This window comes from Archangium violaceum, from assembly GCF_016859125.1.
Lineage (GTDB): Bacteria > Myxococcota > Myxococcia > Myxococcales > Myxococcaceae > Archangium > Archangium violaceum_A.
Genome location: NZ_CP069338.1, coordinates 3,180,365 through 3,199,253, shown reverse-complemented (window position 1 = coordinate 3,199,253; position 18,889 = coordinate 3,180,365). Strand labels below are relative to the sequence as shown.

The 18,889-nt window shown below is 65.5% G+C and carries 16 protein-coding genes and 1 pseudogene; 3 read left to right on the top strand and 14 right to left on the bottom strand.

The window, feature by feature from the left end:
• Nucleotides 1–170: 170 nt before the first annotated feature.
• The 11 genes from JQX13_RS13785 to JQX13_RS13735 all read right to left on the bottom strand — a co-directional run bounded on the left by JQX13_RS13785 (nucleotide 171) and on the right by JQX13_RS13735 (nucleotide 10,442).
• Nucleotides 171–1,295, bottom strand: coding sequence for a DUF4150 domain-containing protein (locus tag JQX13_RS13785; RefSeq protein ID WP_203409474.1), 1,125 nt, complete (start codon nucleotides 1,293–1,295; stop codon nucleotides 171–173).
• Between the two features lie 363 nt (nucleotides 1,296–1,658).
• Complete coding sequence (locus JQX13_RS13780) at nucleotides 1,659–2,492, bottom strand: hypothetical protein (RefSeq protein WP_203409472.1); 834 nt, start codon at nucleotides 2,490–2,492, stop codon at nucleotides 1,659–1,661.
• A 5-nt stretch (nucleotides 2,493–2,497) separates the two neighbouring features.
• Nucleotides 2,498–3,619 carry a DUF4150 domain-containing protein gene (locus JQX13_RS13775; RefSeq protein WP_203409470.1) on the bottom strand — a complete coding sequence of 374 codons (1,122 nt, stop codon included), beginning with the start codon at nucleotides 3,617–3,619 and terminating at the stop codon, nucleotides 2,498–2,500.
• A complete protein-coding gene (locus JQX13_RS13770) occupies nucleotides 3,616–3,987 on the bottom strand; it encodes a hypothetical protein (protein WP_203409469.1) in 372 nt (123 codons plus the stop codon). Before JQX13_RS13770 ends, JQX13_RS13775 begins: the two co-directional genes overlap by 4 nt.
• Nucleotides 3,984–4,817, bottom strand: coding sequence for a hypothetical protein (locus JQX13_RS13765; protein WP_203409467.1), 834 nt, complete (start codon nucleotides 4,815–4,817; stop codon nucleotides 3,984–3,986). Before JQX13_RS13765 ends, JQX13_RS13770 begins: the two co-directional genes overlap by 4 nt.
• A 2-nt stretch (nucleotides 4,818–4,819) precedes the next feature.
• The gene (locus JQX13_RS13760; RefSeq protein ID WP_203409465.1) at nucleotides 4,820–5,944 is read right to left on the bottom strand and encodes a DUF4150 domain-containing protein; all 1,125 of its coding nucleotides are present in this window, start codon (nucleotides 5,942–5,944) and stop codon (nucleotides 4,820–4,822) included.
• Nucleotides 5,941–6,312 (bottom strand): hypothetical protein, encoded by a 372-nt coding sequence (locus JQX13_RS13755; protein WP_203409463.1) that lies wholly within the window; start codon nucleotides 6,310–6,312, stop codon nucleotides 5,941–5,943. Before JQX13_RS13755 ends, JQX13_RS13760 begins: the two co-directional genes overlap by 4 nt.
• On the bottom strand, nucleotides 6,309–7,142 hold the full coding sequence (locus JQX13_RS13750; protein ID WP_203409461.1) for a hypothetical protein: 834 nt from the start codon (nucleotides 7,140–7,142) through the stop codon (nucleotides 6,309–6,311). Before JQX13_RS13750 ends, JQX13_RS13755 begins: the two co-directional genes overlap by 4 nt.
• Complete coding sequence (locus JQX13_RS13745; RefSeq protein ID WP_239014734.1) at nucleotides 7,139–8,152, bottom strand: DUF4150 domain-containing protein; 1,014 nt, start codon at nucleotides 8,150–8,152, stop codon at nucleotides 7,139–7,141. The genes JQX13_RS13750 and JQX13_RS13745 overlap by 4 nt, the downstream gene beginning before the upstream one ends.
• A 113-nt stretch (nucleotides 8,153–8,265) precedes the next feature.
• Nucleotides 8,266–9,327, bottom strand: coding sequence for a hypothetical protein (locus tag JQX13_RS13740; protein WP_203409459.1), 1,062 nt, complete (start codon nucleotides 9,325–9,327; stop codon nucleotides 8,266–8,268).
• On the bottom strand, nucleotides 9,324–10,442 hold the full coding sequence (locus JQX13_RS13735) for a DUF2169 family type VI secretion system accessory protein (RefSeq protein ID WP_203409457.1): 1,119 nt from the start codon (nucleotides 10,440–10,442) through the stop codon (nucleotides 9,324–9,326). Before JQX13_RS13735 ends, JQX13_RS13740 begins: the two co-directional genes overlap by 4 nt.
• A gap of 1,103 nt (nucleotides 10,443–11,545) precedes the next feature.
• Here JQX13_RS13735 and JQX13_RS13730 point away from each other — a divergent pair.
• Together JQX13_RS13730 and JQX13_RS13725 are read left to right on the top strand one after the other, a co-directional pair.
• The gene (locus tag JQX13_RS13730; protein WP_239015293.1) at nucleotides 11,546–12,034 is read left to right on the top strand and encodes a transposase; all 489 of its coding nucleotides are present in this window, start codon (nucleotides 11,546–11,548) and stop codon (nucleotides 12,032–12,034) included.
• 1,003 nt (nucleotides 12,035–13,037) lie between these two features.
• Nucleotides 13,038–14,197 (top strand): annotated as a pseudogene (locus JQX13_RS13725) (IS701 family transposase); the annotation flags it as partial.
• Between the two features lie 237 nt (nucleotides 14,198–14,434).
• On the opposite strand, the gene JQX13_RS13720 reads toward JQX13_RS13725, so the two are convergent.
• Together JQX13_RS13720 and JQX13_RS13715 are read right to left on the bottom strand one after the other, a co-directional pair.
• Complete coding sequence (locus JQX13_RS13720) at nucleotides 14,435–15,442, bottom strand: zinc-dependent alcohol dehydrogenase family protein (RefSeq protein ID WP_203409454.1); 1,008 nt, start codon at nucleotides 15,440–15,442, stop codon at nucleotides 14,435–14,437.
• Nucleotides 15,424–16,491: an aldo/keto reductase gene (locus tag JQX13_RS13715; protein ID WP_239014733.1), complete on the bottom strand. Its 1,068-nt coding sequence runs from the start codon at nucleotides 16,489–16,491 to the stop codon at nucleotides 15,424–15,426. The genes JQX13_RS13720 and JQX13_RS13715 overlap by 19 nt, the downstream gene beginning before the upstream one ends.
• A gap of 76 nt (nucleotides 16,492–16,567) precedes the next feature.
• Here JQX13_RS13715 and JQX13_RS13710 point away from each other — a divergent pair, with 76 nt between their 5' ends.
• Nucleotides 16,568–17,509: a LysR family transcriptional regulator gene (locus tag JQX13_RS13710; protein WP_203409450.1), complete on the top strand. Its 942-nt coding sequence runs from the start codon at nucleotides 16,568–16,570 to the stop codon at nucleotides 17,507–17,509.
• A 168-nt stretch (nucleotides 17,510–17,677) separates the two neighbouring features.
• On the opposite strand, the gene JQX13_RS13705 is transcribed toward JQX13_RS13710, so the two are convergent.
• Complete coding sequence (locus tag JQX13_RS13705; protein WP_203409449.1) at nucleotides 17,678–18,877, bottom strand: ISAzo13 family transposase; 1,200 nt, start codon at nucleotides 18,875–18,877, stop codon at nucleotides 17,678–17,680.
• Nucleotides 18,878–18,889 lie beyond the last annotated feature (12 nt).

Genomic DNA, 18,889 nt, shown 5'->3' with positions numbered 1-18,889 from the left:
GACCCGACTGAAGTCTCCCGCTTTTGCCTGAGCTAGGATTTCTTGCGTCTCCATCCAAAGCGAGACGTCACCGGCCTCCTGTAGGACTGGGTCATTCGCAGGAGCAGCGGGAGCGAAGTATCCACGATCCCCCCAGCGCGTTGGATTCCAATAGTAGGGTGATTCCATGTCTATTTCCCTTGCCAGTGAAAAGTAAAGAAATCGTCGATTGCCTGGCATTCCCTACACAAGGTCTGCTGCGGCTGAAGGTTGTCAGGGTTGGTCGGGCAACCAGATGCCTCTTTGGGTACTAAGTGGTTGATCCGTGCCAGCCCCTTCGCCTTTGCGCTCAGTCGCCTGAACTCCTTGGCATCATCGAATAGCTTGTTATCATAGGGTTGCCCGGACTTCTTGAGTTGCTCCAAGGCAGCCAACTCGCGGTTCGACATCTTGGCGGTTGCCCTCAACGCCTGTGGCCTGCCGGTGGCTTGCAGGAGCTCTTCGAGTATCTCCAGGGATTCTTTGAGCCTCACTCCCGACCTGCGCATGTAGGCTCTCCGGTACTCCGCGACCTCTTCATTCCATATGTTTTCGATGTCCCTGTGCCGTGAACCACCAGGCTCGCTGGCCCGGAACACGTCACAAGGCGGCTCGGGGAGCACCCGGCCATCGCACGTGCAGTGCTGAGTCTTGTACGAGACGAGGAAGTCGAACTGCTCCCGCCGAGCCGGGTTCTTGTCCAACCCGTAGAACTCCTCCAGGGACAGCGCCTCGTCATCCTCCCGGAACGCCGCCGGGCACGTGTCCGCGCCCTTCCCGCAGCAGGGGCACTTCCCCTCCACCATCCGCAGCTGAGCGAGCTCCTGCGCCTCCGCCCGCTTCGCCTCCGAGAGGTTGCAGAACGGGGGCGTCGCTCCCGGGTAGCTGCCGTGGTTCGAGGTGGTCAGGTCCATGTGCCTCACCACCGACTTGCCCTCCACCTTCACGTCCATCGACCACGAGGCGAAGTACGTCTTCCCCGTAATCGTGTGCGTCACCACGCTCGCCCCGAAGTTCCGTGTCGCCGCCTCGTTGCCCAGCGGCGACGACTGGTAGAAGGACGCGTCCTGCAGCGCCACCTCCTTCCCGGCAATCAGCACCGTCCGGCTCCCGGCCTTCAAGTCCTTCGCGGAGGAGCTGTCCGCGTAGGGCACCGGCACGGGCCCCGCTGGCGGAGGCGGAGGGCTCATACACACGTCGGGGAAGGCCGCCGTCACCTTCCCGTCCCCGCCCTTCCTCACCACCTCGTTGCCATTCGCGTACACCTTGCCGCTCATCGCCCTGCCTCCCCAGGCTGCCTCGGCCGTCGCACCACGGCCACCGCCCGCTCCCCGAGACACTGCTCGCGAAGCACAAGGCCCGAGGCCCCGGCGCGTAGCCCCGCTGCCAGGCCTGCGCCATCCGCACCAGCTGGCAGAGGCTCGCCGCCGCGCCCACCTCGCCAATGGACTCGGCGCACAGCCACAGGGGTCCGTCCAGGTGAGACTCCACGCGCTCGTCGAGCAGCTCCAGGTCCGCGAAGGTGTAGTGGGAGGAGTCAACCGCCCTGTTGCGGAGCGCCCAGAGGAAGGAGGCGTCCTCGAAGTGGCGTGAGACGAATGCCGGCAGGGGCCCGTTGGGCGGCAGCGGCCTGGACGGATTCATTCCGGAATCCTGTGGCCGAAGAAGTAACGCACGCCCTCCTCGTACCGGGCCGCCTCCGGGCTCTCCAGGAAGTCCTCGAGGATGGCGGCGGCGGTGAGAGGCTGGAACTCCCCGTCCTTGTAGAAGGGAGAGCAGTCGATGCCCGTGCTCGCCTCGAAGCGGCGACGGTAGAAGGGACGCTTGGCACGCTCGAAGTCGCTACCATTCAAGCTGCGCAGCAAGCGACGAGCCACCGACACCACACTGAAGCGCTCCCCGTGCAGCAGGATGACCTGGTCCGTCCCGAACTTCCGCTTGAGCTCCTCGTACCGTTCCAGCACGCGGTCCTCGTAGGCAATCAGTTCATCTTCCTTTGGGAACTTGCTCAACGGGCCCCACTCCGGCTCCAGGATGGAGGAAAGGATGAGGGGCACCGAATTCATCAGATCAGCCCCGAAGCCTCGGTCATAGGCCTGAACGATGGCGGGGATGGACGACAAGCTCCCCCAGGCTTCGAACGCATGGCAGAAGTCACCAGCCATATCGGGATCCACGGAGTCATCCAATTCGCGAATCATACGACTGAAGCAGGTTGGCGTCCCGGCATCTCCCAGGATCTGAGCACACACCCAGGGCAGCAGGTGAGTTCTCGTCGTGGCTTGATGAATATCCAGCAATCGTTCAAGCCGATCAAAGCCCCCAGCTTTCGCCTGGGCCAGGATTTCCTGAGTCTCCATCCAGAAGGGGACGTCGCCAGTCTTTTCAAGAAGCGGATCATTCGAGGGAGCAGCGGGAGCAAAATATCCGCGATCGTCCCAATGCGTTGGAACCCAATAGTAGCGTGAAGGCATTTCTATTATCCCTGCCAGTGAAAAGTAAAGAAATCGTCGATTGCCTGGCATTCCCTACACAAGGTCTGCTGCGGCTGAAGGTTGTCAGGGTTGGTCGGGCAACCAGATGCCTCTTTGGGTACTAAGTGGTTGATCCGTGCCAATCCCTTCGACTTAGCACTCAACCGCCTATATTCTATCGCATCCTCAAGGAGCTGGGCGTCATAGGGCTTGCCGCTCTTCTTTAGTTGCTCCAGGGCCGCCAACTCGCGCGTCGACAGCTTGGAAGTCGCCTTCAATGCCGAGGCCCTGCCGGTAACCAACAAAAGCTCGTCAAGAATCTCTGACGCTTTCTTGAGCCTCACTCCTGTCCGATTCTCGTAATCCCTCCTATACTCCTTGACCGCCTTGCCCCATGCCTCTTCGATCTGTCCGTGCCGTGAACCACCAGGCTCGCTGGCCCGGAACACGTCACAAGGCGGCTCGGGGAGCACCCGGCCATCGCACGTGCAGTGCTGAGTCTTGTACGAGACGAGGAAGTCGAACTGCTCCCGCCGAGCCGGGTTCTTGTCCAACCCGTAGAACTCCTCCAGGGACAGCGCCTCGTCATCCTCCCGGAACGCCGCCGGGCACGTGTCCGCGCCCTTCCCGCAGCAGGGGCACTTCCCCTCCACCATCCGCAGCTGAGCGAGCTCCTGCGCCTCCGCCCGCTTCGCCTCCGAGAGGTTGCAGAACGGGGGCGTCGCTCCCGGGTAGCTGCCGTGGTTCGAGGTGGTCAGGTCCATGTGCCTCACCACCGACTTGCCCTCCACCTTCACGTCCATCGACCACGAGGCGAAGTACGTCTTCCCCGTAATCGTGTGCGTCACCACGCTCGCCCCGAAGTTCCGTGTCGCCGCCTCGTTGCCCAGCGGCGACGACTGGTAGAAGGACGCGTCCTGCAGCGCCACCTCCTTCCCGGCAATCAGCACCGTCCGGCTCCCGGCCTTCAGGTCCTTCGCGGAGGAGCTGTCCGCGTAGGGCACCGGCACGGGCCCCGCTGGCGGAGGCGGAGGGCTCATACACACGTCGGGGAAGGCCGCCGTCACCTTCCCGTCCCCGCCCTTCCTCACCACCTCGTTGCCATTCGCGTACACCTTGCCGCTCATCGCCCTGCCTCCCCAGGCTGCCTCGGCCGTCGCACCACGGCCACCGCCCGCTCCCCCGAGACACTGCTCGCGAAGCACAAGGCCCGAGGCCCCGGCGCGTAGCCCCGCTGCCAGGCCTGCGCCATCCGCACCAGCTGGCAGAGGCTCGCCGCCGCGCCCACCTCGCCAATGGACTCGGCGCACAGCCACAGGGGTCCGTCCAGGTGAGACTCCACGCGCTCGTCGAGCAGCTCCAGGTCCGCGAAGGTGTAGTGGGAGGAGTCAACCGCCCTGTTGCGGAGCGCCCAGAGGAAGGAGGCGTCCTCGAAGTGGCGTGAGACGAATGCCGGCAGGGGCCCGTTGGGCGGCAGCGGCCTGGACGGATTCATTCCGGAATCCTGTGGCCGAAGAAGTAACGCACGCCCTCCTCGTACCGGGCCGCCTCCGGGCTCTCCAGGAAGTCCTCGAGGATGGCGGCGGCGGTGAGAGGCTGGAACTCCCCGTCCTTGTAGAAGGGAGAGCAGTCGATGCCCGTGCTCGCCTCGAAGCGGCGACGGTAGAAGGGACGCTTGGCACGCTCGAAGTCGCTACCATTCAAGCTGCGCAGCAAGCGACGAGCCACCGACACCACACTGAAGCGCTCCCCGTGCAGCAGGATGACCTGGTCCGTCCCGAACTTCCGCTTGAGCTCCTCGTACCGTTCCAGCACGCGGTCCTCGTAGGCAATCAGTTCATCTTCCTTTGGGAACTTGCTCAACGGGCCCCACTCCGGCTCCAGAAGGCTCGAAAGCAAGAGGGGTACCGCATCCATTTTCATCGCCCCGTAGTACCGGTCGTATGCTTGGACGATGGCGGGCACCGCCGACAAACTGCCCCAAGCCTCAAACGCGTGACAGAAGTTGCCACCCAACTCGGAGTCTACGACATCGTCCAACTCTCGAACCATACGCCTGAAGCAGGATGGCGTTCCCGCATCGCCCAGAACCTGAGCACACACCCAAGGGAGGAGGTGGGCTCTGAGCGTGGCTTGATGAATATCCAGCAACCGCTCAATCAGCCCGAAATCTCCGGCCTTTGCCCGGGCCAGGATTTCCTGCACCTCCATCCATGAAGGCACGTCACCAATTCGCTGCAGAGTCGGGTCATCTACGGGAGCGGCGGGTGCGAAATAGCCACGGTCGTCCCAGCGCGTCGGGTCCCAGTAAAAAGATGAATCCATATCTACTTTCCCTGCCAATGTTCAGTAAAGAAGTCATCAATCGCCTGGCACTCATTGCACAAGGTCTGCTGCGGCTGGAGGTTGCTTGGATTGGTTGGGCAACCCGATGCTTGCTTGGGAACCAAGTGATTGATCCTCTCCAACTTTCTCGCCACTGTGCTCAGCCTCCGGTACTCCTTTGCATCCTCAAGGAGCTGGCGGTCATAGGAATTCCCGCGCTTTTTCAGCTCCATCAGAGCTGCCAGCTCACGATTCGACATCTTGGCGGTCGCCCTCAGCGCCAGTGGCCTACCGGTTTCCTGCAGGAGTCCGTCAAGAATCTCCATGGCATCCTTGAGCCTCACTCCTGTTCTCTCCTTGTACTGCCTCCTGTAGTTGTCCACCGCCTTGCCCCATGCCTCTTCGATCTGTCCGTGCCGTGAACCACCAGGCTCGCTGGCCCGGAACACGTCACAAGGCGGCTCGGGGAGCACCCGGCCATCGCACGTGCAGTGCTGAGTCTTGTACGAGACGAGGAAGTCGAACTGCTCCCGCCGAGCCGGGTTCTTGTCCAACCCGTAGAACTCCTCCAGGGACAGCGCCTCGTCATCCTCCCGGAACGCCGCCGGGCACGTGTCCGCGCCCTTCCCGCAGCAGGGGCACTTCCCCTCCACCATCCGCAGCTGAGCGAGCTCCTGCGCCTCCGCCCGCTTCGCCTCCGAGAGGTTGCAGAACGGGGGCGTCGCTCCCGGGTAGCTGCCGTGGTTCGAGGTGGTCAGGTCCATGTGCCTCACCACCGACTTGCCCTCCACCTTCACGTCCATCGACCACGAGGCGAAGTATGTCTTCCCCGTAATCGTGTGCGTCACCACGCTCGCCCCGAAGTTCCGTGTCGCCGCCTCGTTGCCCAGCGGCGACGACTGGTAGAAGGACGCGTCCTGCAGCGCCACCTCCTTCCCGGCAATCAGCACCGTCCGGCTCCCGGCCTTCAAGTCCTTCGCGGAGGAGCTGTCCGCGTAGGGCACCGGCACGGGCCCCGCTGGCGGAGGCGGAGGGCTCATACACACGTCGGGGAAGGCCGCCGTCACCTTCCCGTCCCCGCCCTTCCTCACCACCTCGTTGCCATTCGCGTACACCTTGCCGCTCATCGCCCTGCCTCCCCAGGCTGCCTCGGCCGTCGCACCACGGCCACCGCCCGCTCCCCCGAGACACTGCTCGCGAAGCACAAGGCCCGAGGCCCCGGCGCGTAGCCCCGCTGCCAGGCCTGCGCCATCCGCACCAGCTGGCAGAGGCTCGCCGCCGCGCCCACCTCGCCAATGGACTCGGCGCACAGCCACAGGGGTCCGTCCAGGTGAGACTCCACGCGCTCGTCGAGCAGCTCCAGGTCCGCGAAGGTGTAGTGGGAGGAGTCAACCGCCCTGTTGCGGAGCGCCCAGAGGAAGGAGGCGTCCTCGAAGTGGCGTGAGACGAACTCCGGCAGGGGCCCGTTGGGCGGCAGCGGGCTGGACGGATTCATTCCGGAATCCTGTGGCCGAAGAAGTAACGCACGCCCTCCTCGTACCGGGCCGCCTCCGGGCTCTCCAGGAAGTCCTCGAGGATGGCGGCGGCGGTGAGAGGCTGGAACTCCCCGTCCTTGTAGAAGGGAGAGCAGTCGATGCCCGTGCTCGCCTCGAAACGGCGCCGGTAGAAGGGACGCTTGGCACGCTCGAAGTCGCTACCATTCAAGCTGCGCAGCAAGCGACGAGCCACCGACACCACACTGAAGCGCTCCCCGTGCAGCAGGATGACCTGGTCCGTCCCGAACTTCCGCTTGAGCTCCTCGTACCGTTCCAGCACGCGGTCCTCGTAGGCAATCAGTTCATCTTCCTTTGGGAACTTGCTCAACGGGCCCCACTCCGGCTCCAGGATGGAGGAAAGGATGAGGGGCACCGCATCCATTATTTGAGCTCCAAAGCCTCGGTCGTAGGCCTGGACGATGGCGGGTATGGACGACAAGCTCCCCCAAGCCTCGAACGCATGACAAAAGGCACCCGTCATGTTGGGGTCCACGGAATCATCCATCTCGCGAAGGATGCGACTGAAGCAAGATGGTGTTCCCGCATCTCCCAGGATTTGGGCACACACCCAGGGCAGCAGGTGGGATCCGGCCGTGGCTTGGCGAATATCCAGCAACCGCTCAAGCCGCCCGAAATCCCCGGCCTTCGCCCGGGCCAGGATTTCCTGCGCCTCCATCCAGAAGTGCACGTCACCAACCTTCTGTAAGAGCGGGTCATCTGCTGGAGCAGCAGGGGCGAAGTAGCCGCGCTCGTTCCAGCGCGTCGGATCCCAATAAAATGGTGACGTCACGTTTGCCTTCCCTGCCAGTGCGCAGTGAAGAAATCGTCAATTGCCTGGCATTCATTACACAGGGCCTGCTGTGGCTGAAGATTCTTTGGATTCGTTGGGCAGCCCGAAGCCTCCTTCGGCACCAGGTGGTTGATTCTCTCCAGCTTCTTCGCCTCTACACTGAGCCGCCTGTACTCCCTCGCATCTCGCAGGAGCTGAGCATCATGGGGCTTCCCTTTCTTCTTCAACTGCTCCAGGAGTGCCACCTCCTGTCTCGACATTTTTGAAGTTGCCCTCAATGCCGAAGGCCTTCCGTTTGCCTGCAGGAGTTCGTCAAGAATCTCCGCGTACTCCTTGAGCCTTGTCCCAGTTTCTATTTCGTACTTCTTTCGATAGGAATAGACCGCCTTGCCCCATGCCTCTTCGATCTGTCCGTGCCGTGAACCACCAGGCTCGCTGGCCCGGAACACGTCACAAGGCGGCTCGGGGAGCACCCGGCCATCGCACGTGCAGTGCTGAGTCTTGTACGAGACGAGGAAGTCGAACTGCTCCCGCCGAGCCGGGTTCTTGTCCAACCCGTAGAACTCCTCCAGGGACAGCGCCTCGTCATCCTCCCGGAACGCCGCCGGGCACGTGTCCGCGCTCTTCCCGCAGCAGGGGCACTTCCCCTCCACCATCCGCAGCTGAGCGAGCTCCTGCGCCTCCGCCCGCTTCGCCTCCGAGAGGTTGCAGAACGGGGGCGTCGCTCCCGGGTAGCTGCCGTGGTTCGAGGTGGTCAGGTCCATGTGCCTCACCACCGACTTGCCCTCCACCTTCACGTCCATCGACCACGAGGCGAAGTATGTCTTCCCCGTAATCGTGTGCGTCACCACGCTCGCCCCGAAGTTCCGTGTCGCCGCCTCGTTGCCCAGCGGCGACGACTGGTAGAAGGACGCGTCCTGCAGCGCCACCTCCTTCCCGGCAATCAGCACCGTCCGGCTCCCGGCCTTCAGGTCCTTCGCGGAGGAGCTGTCCGCGTAGGGCACCGGCACGGGCCCCGCTGGCGGAGGCGGAGGGCTCATACACACGTCGGGGAAGGCCGCCGTCACCTTCCCGTCCCCGCCCTTCCTCACCACCTCGTTGCCATTCGCATACACCTTGCCGCTCATCGCCCTGCCTCCCCAGGCTGCCTCGGCCGTCGCACCACGGCCACCGCCCGCTCCCCCGAGACACTGCTCGCGAAGCACAAGGCCCGAGGCCCCGGCGCGTAGCCCCGCTGCCAGGCCTGCGCCATCCGCACCAGCTGACAGAGACTCGCCGCCGCGCCCACCTCGCCAATGGACTCGGCGCACAGCCACAGGGGCAGGCTCTCCCGCTTCACCCGCAGCAGCCGTGTCAGCGCCAACGCCTGCTCCTTGAAGGCATACAGCTCTCCCGAGACGTCCGACAGCCGCAAGTCCATGTCCTCCATCCGCAGCCCGGCCTCCTCCAGGGCCGCACGCCCCGCCTTCACCAGGCCCTCGGCGCGCAGCGGCTCCTCGTTGAGGACCGTGGCCGGCTCCCGGGCGAAGCCCAGCCCCTCCACCGTGGCAAGGGGCTGGCGCGGCGCCCTCGCGCGCAACTCCACCCGAACACACGCCGCCGCCTCTCCCGGAATGACTCCGTCCGCGTTGGCCTGCGTCTTCAGCCGGCCATGCTCCTGCAGCCACAGCAACGAGCGGGCATTGAGGAAGGAATCCACCCCACAGACGAGACACGCCGCGGCACGCCGCACCTCCAGCACCTTCCGGGCCGCCTCCAGCGCCTGGAAGCCCGCGGCGCTTCCTCCCGTCAACACGCGCGAGAGCCCCGGGTGGAACCTCCGCTCCAGTCGACGCTCCACACGTGCCACCAGCGTGCCCGCCAGCGCCGCGCCACCTCCGGGGCGCCCAGGCTCGGACACCGCCACCACCAGCGGCACCTGCTCACAGCCGGCCCCGGCGTCTCCCCCCAGCGCGTCCGCAATCGCCATCGCCAGCAGGTCCACCAGCCGCTCCTCGCGCCCCAGGTCGCGCGGCAGCACGGACACGGGTGAACCGGTGATGGACTTGCGCGCCTGATTGTCTCGATACGCAAGCGCCTCGAAGGAAGACAACCCCGCCCTCATGGCGGCGCATGCCGAGGCGGCGCTCAGCCCCACGGAGCTCACCAGCCCCGTCGCCGTCACGTCCATCCGGATGGCACTCATGACCTGCCTGCTCTCCGCTGAAGCGCCCGGTGCGCGGCCACCGCTTCCGCGAGCGACTTGAAGTGGCGCTTGCCCTCACCTCGCCCCGGAGGCAGCCGGACAGGCTGGTGTCCCACCAGCACCTCCCGCAGCCTCGCGGGCTTCCGGCCCAGGGGAACCGACGCCCGCCAGGTCAGCATCATCCGTCGCGAGTCCGCATCGACGAGGAGCGTGTCCAGCAGCGGCTCCAGGCTCTGGTCCCCGCCGTCGAAGCGGAAGGTGACGGGGAAGCGCAGCCTGGGCACTCGCGCCACCAGCGCCCCATCCCGGGTCATCCCCGTGCAGCGCAGACTCTCCCCACCCTGAAGGTACGGCACCTGCTGGTCCTCCGGCGCACTCAGGAAATATGGCGTGTCGAAGTCACGCGGCAAGAAGGGGCGCTCCTCGTCCATCCATCGCTGGTCATAGGTTCCAGCGTGGGAGATGCGGGGCTGCCAGTTCCGGCCGATGGGACCGAAGCCCATGGGCCGCGAGACGTCCTTCCAGTTGGAGATGGGTTGCCGGGGGTCCTCCAGGTTCGGCAGGAGCGTCCCTTCCGCCGCTCGGGCATCCGGGTTCTTCCGGTAGCCCACCCCCACCGGGTTGCGCAGCTCGGCACCATGGTGCCGCGGGTCCGAGTGGCTGAGGTCCGTTCCGCCGAAAGCCCGCTCGTATACCAGGGGCATCTGGATGAAGGGCTGGGGCGCGGAGGCACGCAAGCCGAGCAGCCCTCGCTCCCAGCGCCGGTCTCCCGTGACTCGAATGACCTTGCGAAGCGCCCCGAACTCGAGCGTCACCACCGACTCGGTGACAGGTTTGCCAGAAGGTGACACGGCATGCCCCACGACGAGGATGTCTGCCCGGGGTTTGAAGGGCGCGAAGTCACATTCGAAGTGGAGACTCGTCGTTCCGGGGTCGCCCCGATGGACATCCGCGGAGACCAACGGTTCCTGCACTTCGGCCAGCCTCGCGTCTCCCCTGCCTTCAAGCGCGAACGTGCCCTTCACCACGACGACACATCTGTCCTGGCCGGACTTGTCCGTGGCAACGCACACGCCCGCCGCCATCCCGTCGTGTTCATCTTCAACTGCATGCATCCCCCTCAATCGACACGCGTTCCCAGGAGGAGGCCGCCTGCCTCCCATCCTCGAAGCGGAACTCCACTGGCTGACGCGTCTCGACCACGGCTGAAGTCCCTCAGCGTCCAACCGCACGGTCTTGCGTGCCATGCGAGAGCCCACCGGACTGCCTTTGAAGTCCACCACGGGTCGACCTTCGCCGTCCGTTCCGGTGATGCACCCCAGGCGGCTCTCCCAAAGAGGCTCGTGACCTCGGGTGAGGAGGCATGCAAAGACAACAAACCATTCAAGGAAACTCCCCCCTCTGTGAAACGCGATGACAGGGCGCTGAATGGACAACCCAGATGGTAAGGTCTTCCGCCCTGGCGGGGCCAAACTACACCATGCGGCGCAACGACTCAAGCAGCCAGGCTTGTCGCTACCGGGCAACCCTGCTGCTTCAGGTTGACTCGCAATGAATGAGGCGTACTGGGCATGGCATGGAGTTCGGCGGAATGCGGAATGCGGATGGACCATTACTCCTACAAGCGGCTGGTGAAGGACATGGAGGCGTTCGGCCTGCGGCATCGGCGAGGCCATGACCTGCGCCGGACCGTGAACTCCCCTGGCGCACGGATGGCGCTCGCAAGCACATCCTCGAACTCCGCACGCACGCCCCGCGCAAGAGCGGCAGCACCCTCTACATCACGTTCCCGTGGGAGGCCCTCTGCGCCGAGGTGGCGAAGCTCACGGTCCAGCGCCACGAGCGCGGCCAACTCGCCCGGCTGCCTCTGACGGCGTCAGCGGAAAAAGAAAACCCCGGCTCGCCTGATGGCGGCCAGGGCCTTGCTACATCCAGTGGAGGCGGCGGGAATCGAACCCGCCGCCTGGCTTCCCCAGAGCGGGCCTGGCGGAGTCTTGTGGGAGCCTGGCGGTAGCGTGTGCCCTGGCGAGGTGTGGCTGGGGAGGATCTGGTGGGGGCGCGTACCGGCGGAGGCGGCCTGAGGGGACAGTGTTGTATGCGGCGGTGAGGGACAACCTGGCCACGCTCCTACAACGTCGGCGAGCGCGGAGGCAGGGCATCCGTCGTGGGCAGGTAGGGGCCGCGCTCGTTCATCCAGTTCTTTGGGTCGGCCTTGCAAGTGAGGCCGCACTGCGACTCGCTGGTGCCGGACGGCGTCTTCGTGCCGGAGGAGGGCGGCGTGCGCATCGAGCCGTTGCCGCCGCCCAGGAAAGGAGAGGTGGAGCGGTTGCTGAGGGGGGTGAGTCACCGGGTGCTGCGCCTGCTGGAGAAAAGAGGGGCCCTGCCCGCGCAAGGGCCCGAGGACGCGCGGCAGACATACCAGGCGCACTCCCTGAAGCAGCGGCTGAGCTGGACGGAGGTGGGAGTGCGGCCTCCTCCCCGAAAGCAGCCCCGATGCGCCTTGGTGGAGGGCTTCTCCCTGCACGCCAACAGGCACCTTCACGCCAACGACAGGAAGGGGCTGGAGCGGCCAGGCCGCTACGGGGCGCGTGGCGCGCTGGCGCTGGAGCGTTTGTCACGAGCGGAGGATGGCCGCAGCGCCTGGCGCATGAAGCGGCCGCTGCCGGACGGAACGACGCACCTGCGCTTCACCGGGCTGGAACTGTAACGGCGTGTGGCGTCCCTGGTGCCGCCGCCTCGGGCAAAGCTCACGAGGTTCCAAGGAGTCTTCGCTCCAGGCGCCAGACCGCGGCCATTTCTGCTCCCCCAAGAAGGAGGGGAGGAGGGGAGGGTGGAGCCCCAGGCAGCGGCCAGGAAGGAGGCGAAGAGGGAGAGGAGGCCGAGTGTGGACCAGGCAGAGATGCGGAGGAGGACCTTCGCGGTGGACGTATTCGCCTGCGAGAGGAGTGGAGGAAGGCGGCGGGTGCTGGCGTAGGCGAAGGGAGCAGGAGGGGTGAGAGCGATTGTGAAGAACCTGGGACTGCCCACGGCAGGAGAGAGGCAGGCCCCGGCGAAAGGGCCTCCTCAGGCCGCGAGGTGTTGAGGCGCGAGCCGCCCGGGACAAGAGAGCCAGGCCCCTGCTGCGCACCTCATGGGAGGGAGGCCAGGGCTTGGGGTGTCCCCAAGGGGCTGAGCGGCTTGTGCACCGCCCTGCGGCACTGCTCGGGCGGCCCCCGTCAGCGGCCCTCCTCGGCCCCTCCGCTCCAGTCCTCCACCTCTCAACAGGCCTTCACTCCGTCCTATGCTCCGCTTAGTACTACAGCGGGACTTCGGTCCCGCTCTCCTGCATGTTGTGCTTCCTTGCTGGGTAGGTAACCACAACTTCCAGGGAGCAGAGGCCAAAGTCCGACTGTAGTATTAGAACCAGTTTCGGTAGGAGGCTCAACAACTCCTCCGCCCGAGGAGCGACCTGACAGGAAATGTGCCCTACCGAAACAGGCTCTTATACTACAGTGGGACTTCTAAAACGGCATGAGGGAGGACCCGCGCACTGCACTGCATGGACCTCTCCTCTGTTAGGGTAACGGCGCCAGCTCGGCGCGCAACTTCCCAGGTCAACCCGACGACACTACCTGACCGGAGGGCAGCCAGGGGTCAGGACGTTGGGAGTGACTGCGGAGGTGGAACGGTTGAACCCAATGGGAGAAGTAGCATTCCCAAAGGGGGAAGCCATGCTCGCCACTGCCGCGTACGACGAGAGGGAGGTCCACATCATCCAGAAGCTCACCGCCGCGTGGGAGGAGGTGTTGACCTGGCTCAAGCGCCACTTCTGTCGTCCGGAGACACAGCGCTCCGCCGAGGCTTTCGTGCGGGCGCTGCTCTCGCGTGCCGAGCGCAAGAATGCCTGGGGTTTGGCGGAAGAAGCGGGCAGGTACAACCCCTACGCCTTCCAGCACCTGCTGCTCGGGGCCCGGTGGGATGCGGACGCAGTGCGCGATGACGTGCTGGCCTATGCACGCCAGCAGTTGGGCGAGGGAGGCGAGCTGGTGTTGGACGAAACGGGTTTTCTCAAGAAGGGGAACAAGTCGGCGGGAGTGGCGCGCCAGTATTCGGGGACAGCGGGTCGGATTGAGAATTGTCAGGTGGGCGTCTTCCTGGCCTATGTGACGCCTCGCGGGCATACCCTGATTGATAGGGAATTGTATCTCCCCCAGGAGTGGACGCAAGACAGGGACAGATGTCGCCAGGCTGGGATTGAGGACACGGTGGCCTTTCTTACCAAGCCGGAGCTGGCCCGTGTCATGCTCGAGCGCACTTTCAATGCGGGACTGAAGCCTTCCTGGGTACTCGGTGACGAGGTGTATGGCCGGGACGGGACGCTACGGCACTTTCTGGAGCAGCGGCACCAGCGCTACGTATTGGCGGTGGCTTCCAATACCTACGTGTGGCGGGGAATGGCTCAGGTAACGGCCGGTGAGGTGCTGCGAGAGGTGAAGCCGAGGGACTGGACAGTCCTGTCCGCTGGGAAGGGAGCCAAGGGTCCCCGTCTGTATGAATGGGCTCGTGTGCAAGTCAATTCGCACACGGGAACCCTGGCGCGGTGGCTGTTGTTTCGCCGGAGCCTGACGAATGCCACCGAGGTAGCGCACTATCTGGTCCATGCGTCAGCCAACACCTCGCTGGAGGCGATGGTGAAGGCTGCTGGGAGTCGCTGGACAGTGGAGGAATGCTTCGAGTCGGCCAAGGGCGAGGTGGGCCTGGACGAATACGAAGTGCGCAGTTACGCGGGGTGGTATCGCCATATGACATTGTGCATGGTGGCGCATGCGTTCCTGGCGGCTTCTCGGGTACTGGCCAACAACGAGGAGGAAGCCGTACTGCTCCCAAAAGCACTGGGCCCGATGCGTCGCCCTCGCCGGATGCTCCGGTTTCGTCGGCGCCAGGGCCTGGCCTCATCCGCTTCTCCATCCAGGAAGTCCGGCGGCTGCTGCTGAACATTGTCTGGGTGATACGGCCGGCCCTGGAGTTTGTCCTACACTGGAGCCGCTGGCGACGCCGCCATCAGGCCATCGCCAAGCTCTGCCATTACCGACGCAGAGACCCGGACCTCAAAGTCCCACTGTAGTACTTAGAGCGCGATCACGATCTTGCCGAAGAGCTCGGGCGAGGCTTGTGCCCGGTACGCGTCCCGAGCGTCCTCGAACCGGAACGTGCGGGCGATGGGCGGCCGGATCCGGTGCTGGTCAATCACCCGCGACAGCTCGTCGTACATCTTCGTGCTGCCCACGGCGATGCCTCGCAGGGTGGCGCTCTTGAACAGCACCTGCGTCGCGACGGACGGAGCGTCTTCCAGGGACATCAACCCCACGAGCGCCACTTCTCCCCCCGGACGGATGGCCGTCAGGGACTGATGCAGGGAGGACGTTCCATTCACGTCGATCACCTTGTCGACTCCGCCGGTGCGCTCGAAGATGGCCCGTCCCCAGTCCGGGGTGTCCCGGTAGTTGACGCCCTCGCGGGCTCCCAGGGAGATCATCCGGCGCAGCTTGTCGTCCTGACTGGAGGTCGCGAACACCCGGGCACCCGCCGCGCGTGCCAGGAGCAGGGCGAAGAGGGACACGCCGCCACTTCCCAGCACCAGCACCTGGCTGTCCGGCCCGAGGGGCCTGCCGCCGTGGAGGGCGTTCCAGGCGGTCACCGCGGCGCAGGGCAGGGTGGACGTCTCGGCGAAGTCCAGGCTCTCGGGAGCCCGCGCGAGCCGGCTGGCGGGCAGGACGACACACTCGGCCAGCATCCCGTCCGAGTCGTGTCCGCCCAGACCGAAGTCGAGCTCGGTGGGCGGCGCATCGTGCCAGTTCTTGAAGAAGTACGGTGTCACCCGGTCGCCCACGCGCCACGTCTCCACACCGGGGCCCACCGCGTCGACCTCACCGGCTCCATCCGACACGGGGACGAGGTCCCGCTCCAACAGCCGCATCCCCGGGAAGCCCTGGAGCACGAGCCGGTCCCGGTAGTTGAGGGACACCGCGCGGACGCGGATGCGGACCTCACCCGGACCGGGGACCGGCATCGGCACGTCCTCGAGCACGAGCCCCTCCACCGTCGTGGCGCCCGCCTTCAATGTCCAGCGACGCATCGGACGCCCCCCTGGACGGTCATCCCGCCGAAGATGCTCCGCTTCACGGCGGCCTCGAAGATGGGATAGGGAGAGGCGGGTGCGAGCGCGCTCACCTCATCCAGGGCGCGCAGGTGCTCCTCCGACAGGCGCAGGCTCAATGAGGCGAGGTTGTCCTGCAATTGCTCGCGCCGGCTCGCGCCGAGGATGAGCGAGGACACACCCGGCTTCGCCAATGCCCAGGCGAGCGCGACCTGGGCCATGGGGCGTCCGACCTCGCCGGCCATGCCGCGCAGCACGTCGAGCACCCGCCAGTTGTGCTCGGTGAACTTCGAGCTCCCGAAGGGACTGGGCCCGGTGAGCCGCCCCTCGCCCGAGGCGCCCTGGGGCTCGCGCTGGTATTTGCCCGCGAGGAAGCCCGCGGCCAGGGGACTCCACGGGGTGATGCCCAGACCGCATTCACGCGCGGCGGGCACATGCTCCCGCTCGATGGAGCGCTCGGTGAGCGAATACTCCAACTGGAGGGCGATGGGCCCCGGCAGGGCGTGCGCCCGCGCCAGCGTGGCGGCCTTCGCGGCGTACCAGGCGGGCACGTTGGAGAAGCCGAAGTAGCGCAGCTTCCCGGCGCGCACGAGATCGCCGAGCGACTGGAGCACCTCCTCCACCGGCGTGACGGTGTCCCACGCGTGCAGCCAGTACAGGTCCACGGAGTCGACGCGCAGCCGACGGAGCGAGCCTTCCAACGCGCGCTGGATGTTCTTGCGCCCGTTGCCTCCGGCGTTGGGATTGCCGGCGCTGGAGTTGAAGGTGAACTTGGTGGCGAGGACGAGCCGGTCGCGCAGGGAGCGCTCGGCGATGTACGCGCCGACCAGTTCCTCGCTGCGTCCTCCCGCGTAGACGTCGGCGGTGTCGATGAAGTTGCCCCCCGCCTCCACGTAGTCGTCGAAGATGGCGCGGGAGATGTCGTCGGACGAGCCCCATCTCGGGGTGCCAAAGGTCATGGTGCCCAGGCAGAGCGGGCCGACGATCAATCCAGAATGGCCGAGAGGCCGGAAGGCGGTGGGGTTCATGCCGCGCAACATGGCGCGTGCCAGGGCCGTCGAGTAGATAGCCGGGTTGGCATGAGGCTGTGAGGTGCATGCAGCAATGAAGCGCAATGAGATGAACGACCTGGCGGCGTTCGTGGCCGTCGCCGAGCAGAAGAGCTTCACGCGCGCGGCGGCGACGCTGGGCATGTCCCCCTCGGCCTTGAGTCATGCGATGCGGGCCCTGGAGGGCCGTCTGGGCTTGCGGTTGCTGACACGAACGACTCGCAGTGTGTCGACCACCGAGGCGGGAGAGCGTCTGCTCCTGACGCTGCGGCCGGCGTTCGAGTCCATCCAGTCGGAGCTGACGGCGCTGGGCGCGATGCGGGACAAGCCCGCGGGCACCGTGCGCCTCACCACGTTCCGCTATGCCGCGACCCGCGTGCTATGGCCCCTCCTGCCCCGGTTCCTGGAGGCCCATCCGGACATCCGCTTCGAACTGACGCTCGATGATGGCCTGACCGACATCGTCGCCAGCCGGTACGACGCGGGCATCCGATTCGGCGGTGCTCTGGAGAAGGACATGATCGCCATCCGGGTGAGCCCGGACGTGCGGATCGCGGTCGTGGGCTCCGCGGCCTACTTCGCCCGGCATCCCCGGCCCACCACCCCCAAGCAACTCGCCGGACATCGCTGCATCTCCTACCGGATGACGACCCTGGGCGGCTTGTTCCCCTGGACCTTCGAGCGGGACGGTCACTCCCTTCAATGGAAGCCCGATGGAGCGCTCGTCTTCAATGACGACGACATGATCCTGACGGCCGCCCTGATGGGCCAGGGGCTCGCGTATGTCCTCGAGGATGTGGCCGCCGAGCACCTCGCCCGGGGTGATTTGATCCGCGTCCTGGAGGCGTGGTGCCCGGTATGGCCCGGCTGCCATCTCTACTACCCGAGCCGTCGCCAGCTCCCGCCCGCCCTGGCCGCGCTGATCGAGGCCCTGCGCCTGGCGTCGACCCCGGAGCGGCCGTCCCGGACACGGAAGCGGACTCGGTCGGGGGATTGAATCCGTCCCCTGTACGGCCCCGTCAGGGCACCGGCACGAACCGGTAGAGGGCGCGCGGGGCTGGCAGGAAGCATCAACCTCGGGAGCGTGCCTGCCGCCGGTACAGCCCGGGCGGCACGCCCATGAGCCGGCGGAACGCCCGGTTGGGCCCCGCGCAGGAATAACTTTTCAGTTTGGATGAAGGGTGTAGTTCCAATCACCATGGAAATTGGCACGCTCAATGTTTAGCGCAGCCATCTGCATGTCGGTGATTTTGGTGCCGAGTGGGTAGGTGCGATTGTCGAGCCCGGCGCTGACACGCAGCCCCTGTCGGGTAGTAGTTGCTGCAATGAGGTTGACGACAACCTCATGGCTGATGAGAAGTCTGCCGCGCCAGTTTTCGGTAATGTGGCAGAACATGCGATGCTCAATCTTGTTCCACTTGCTCGTGCCCGGCGGAAAATGACAGACGGTAATGGACAGGCCGGTGTCATTGGCGAGTCGCTGGAGTTCCGCCTTCCACAGCCGGGCTCGCACCCCGTTGCTACCACCTGCGTCTGCCGTCACCAGCAACTCCTTGGCCTGTGGGTAGCTGCGACGTCCCATCCGCTGCCACCAAGCACGAATGGTGGCGACGGCAAGGGCCGACGTATCATGGTCCACCCCCACACTCACCCAACCGGAATTGTCGGACACATCATAGACGCCGTAGGGGATTGCCTTGCCCTCGCCGTCGTCAATGAAGTCGTGCACCAACACCCGCCTGGGCCGTCCCTTCCTCTCCCTTTCCTGGCCCTTTTGCTTGAAGTGGCCCACCAACTCCTTCTTCTTGGTGTCCACGGAAATGACGGGCTGTCCCCTGGCCTGGAAACTCTCCACCTCGGCGGCGATGTGCCCAAACTGCGCGTCCCTGTCCGGGTGCTGCGTTCCCTCCGTCGTTTTTCGATTGGCTTGCAGGCTATAGCCCATGCCGTGCAGCAGTCCTGCCACGGTGCGGGGGCTGACGTCATGCCCCTGGCACCGAAGCGCCTCGGCCATGTGGTGAGTGGATTTAGATGTCCAGCGCAGCGGCGAGGTAGGGCTGCCTCGGGTGGCAGGCGAAACCAGCCCGCGCAGGTCCCTCACCAGTGTGGCGTCCTGTTTGGAGAGCGGCCTCCTTCCACCACCGCGACGGCGCACGCGGTCAGGCGGAAGCCTGGTGCCCTTCGTCAACTCGCGCAGTCCCTTGCTGATAGTGGGCAAGGAGATACCGGTTGCATGCGACACACGCGTCGCCCCTCCGCGCCCCAGCGCCTTGGCCTCTGTGGCCGCCCACCTGCGCCGCATGGCCTCGTCCAATCCCGCTGCCAATGCCCGGTACTTCACCGCGATGACGTTCTCCGAATCCATGCCTGTGCTATG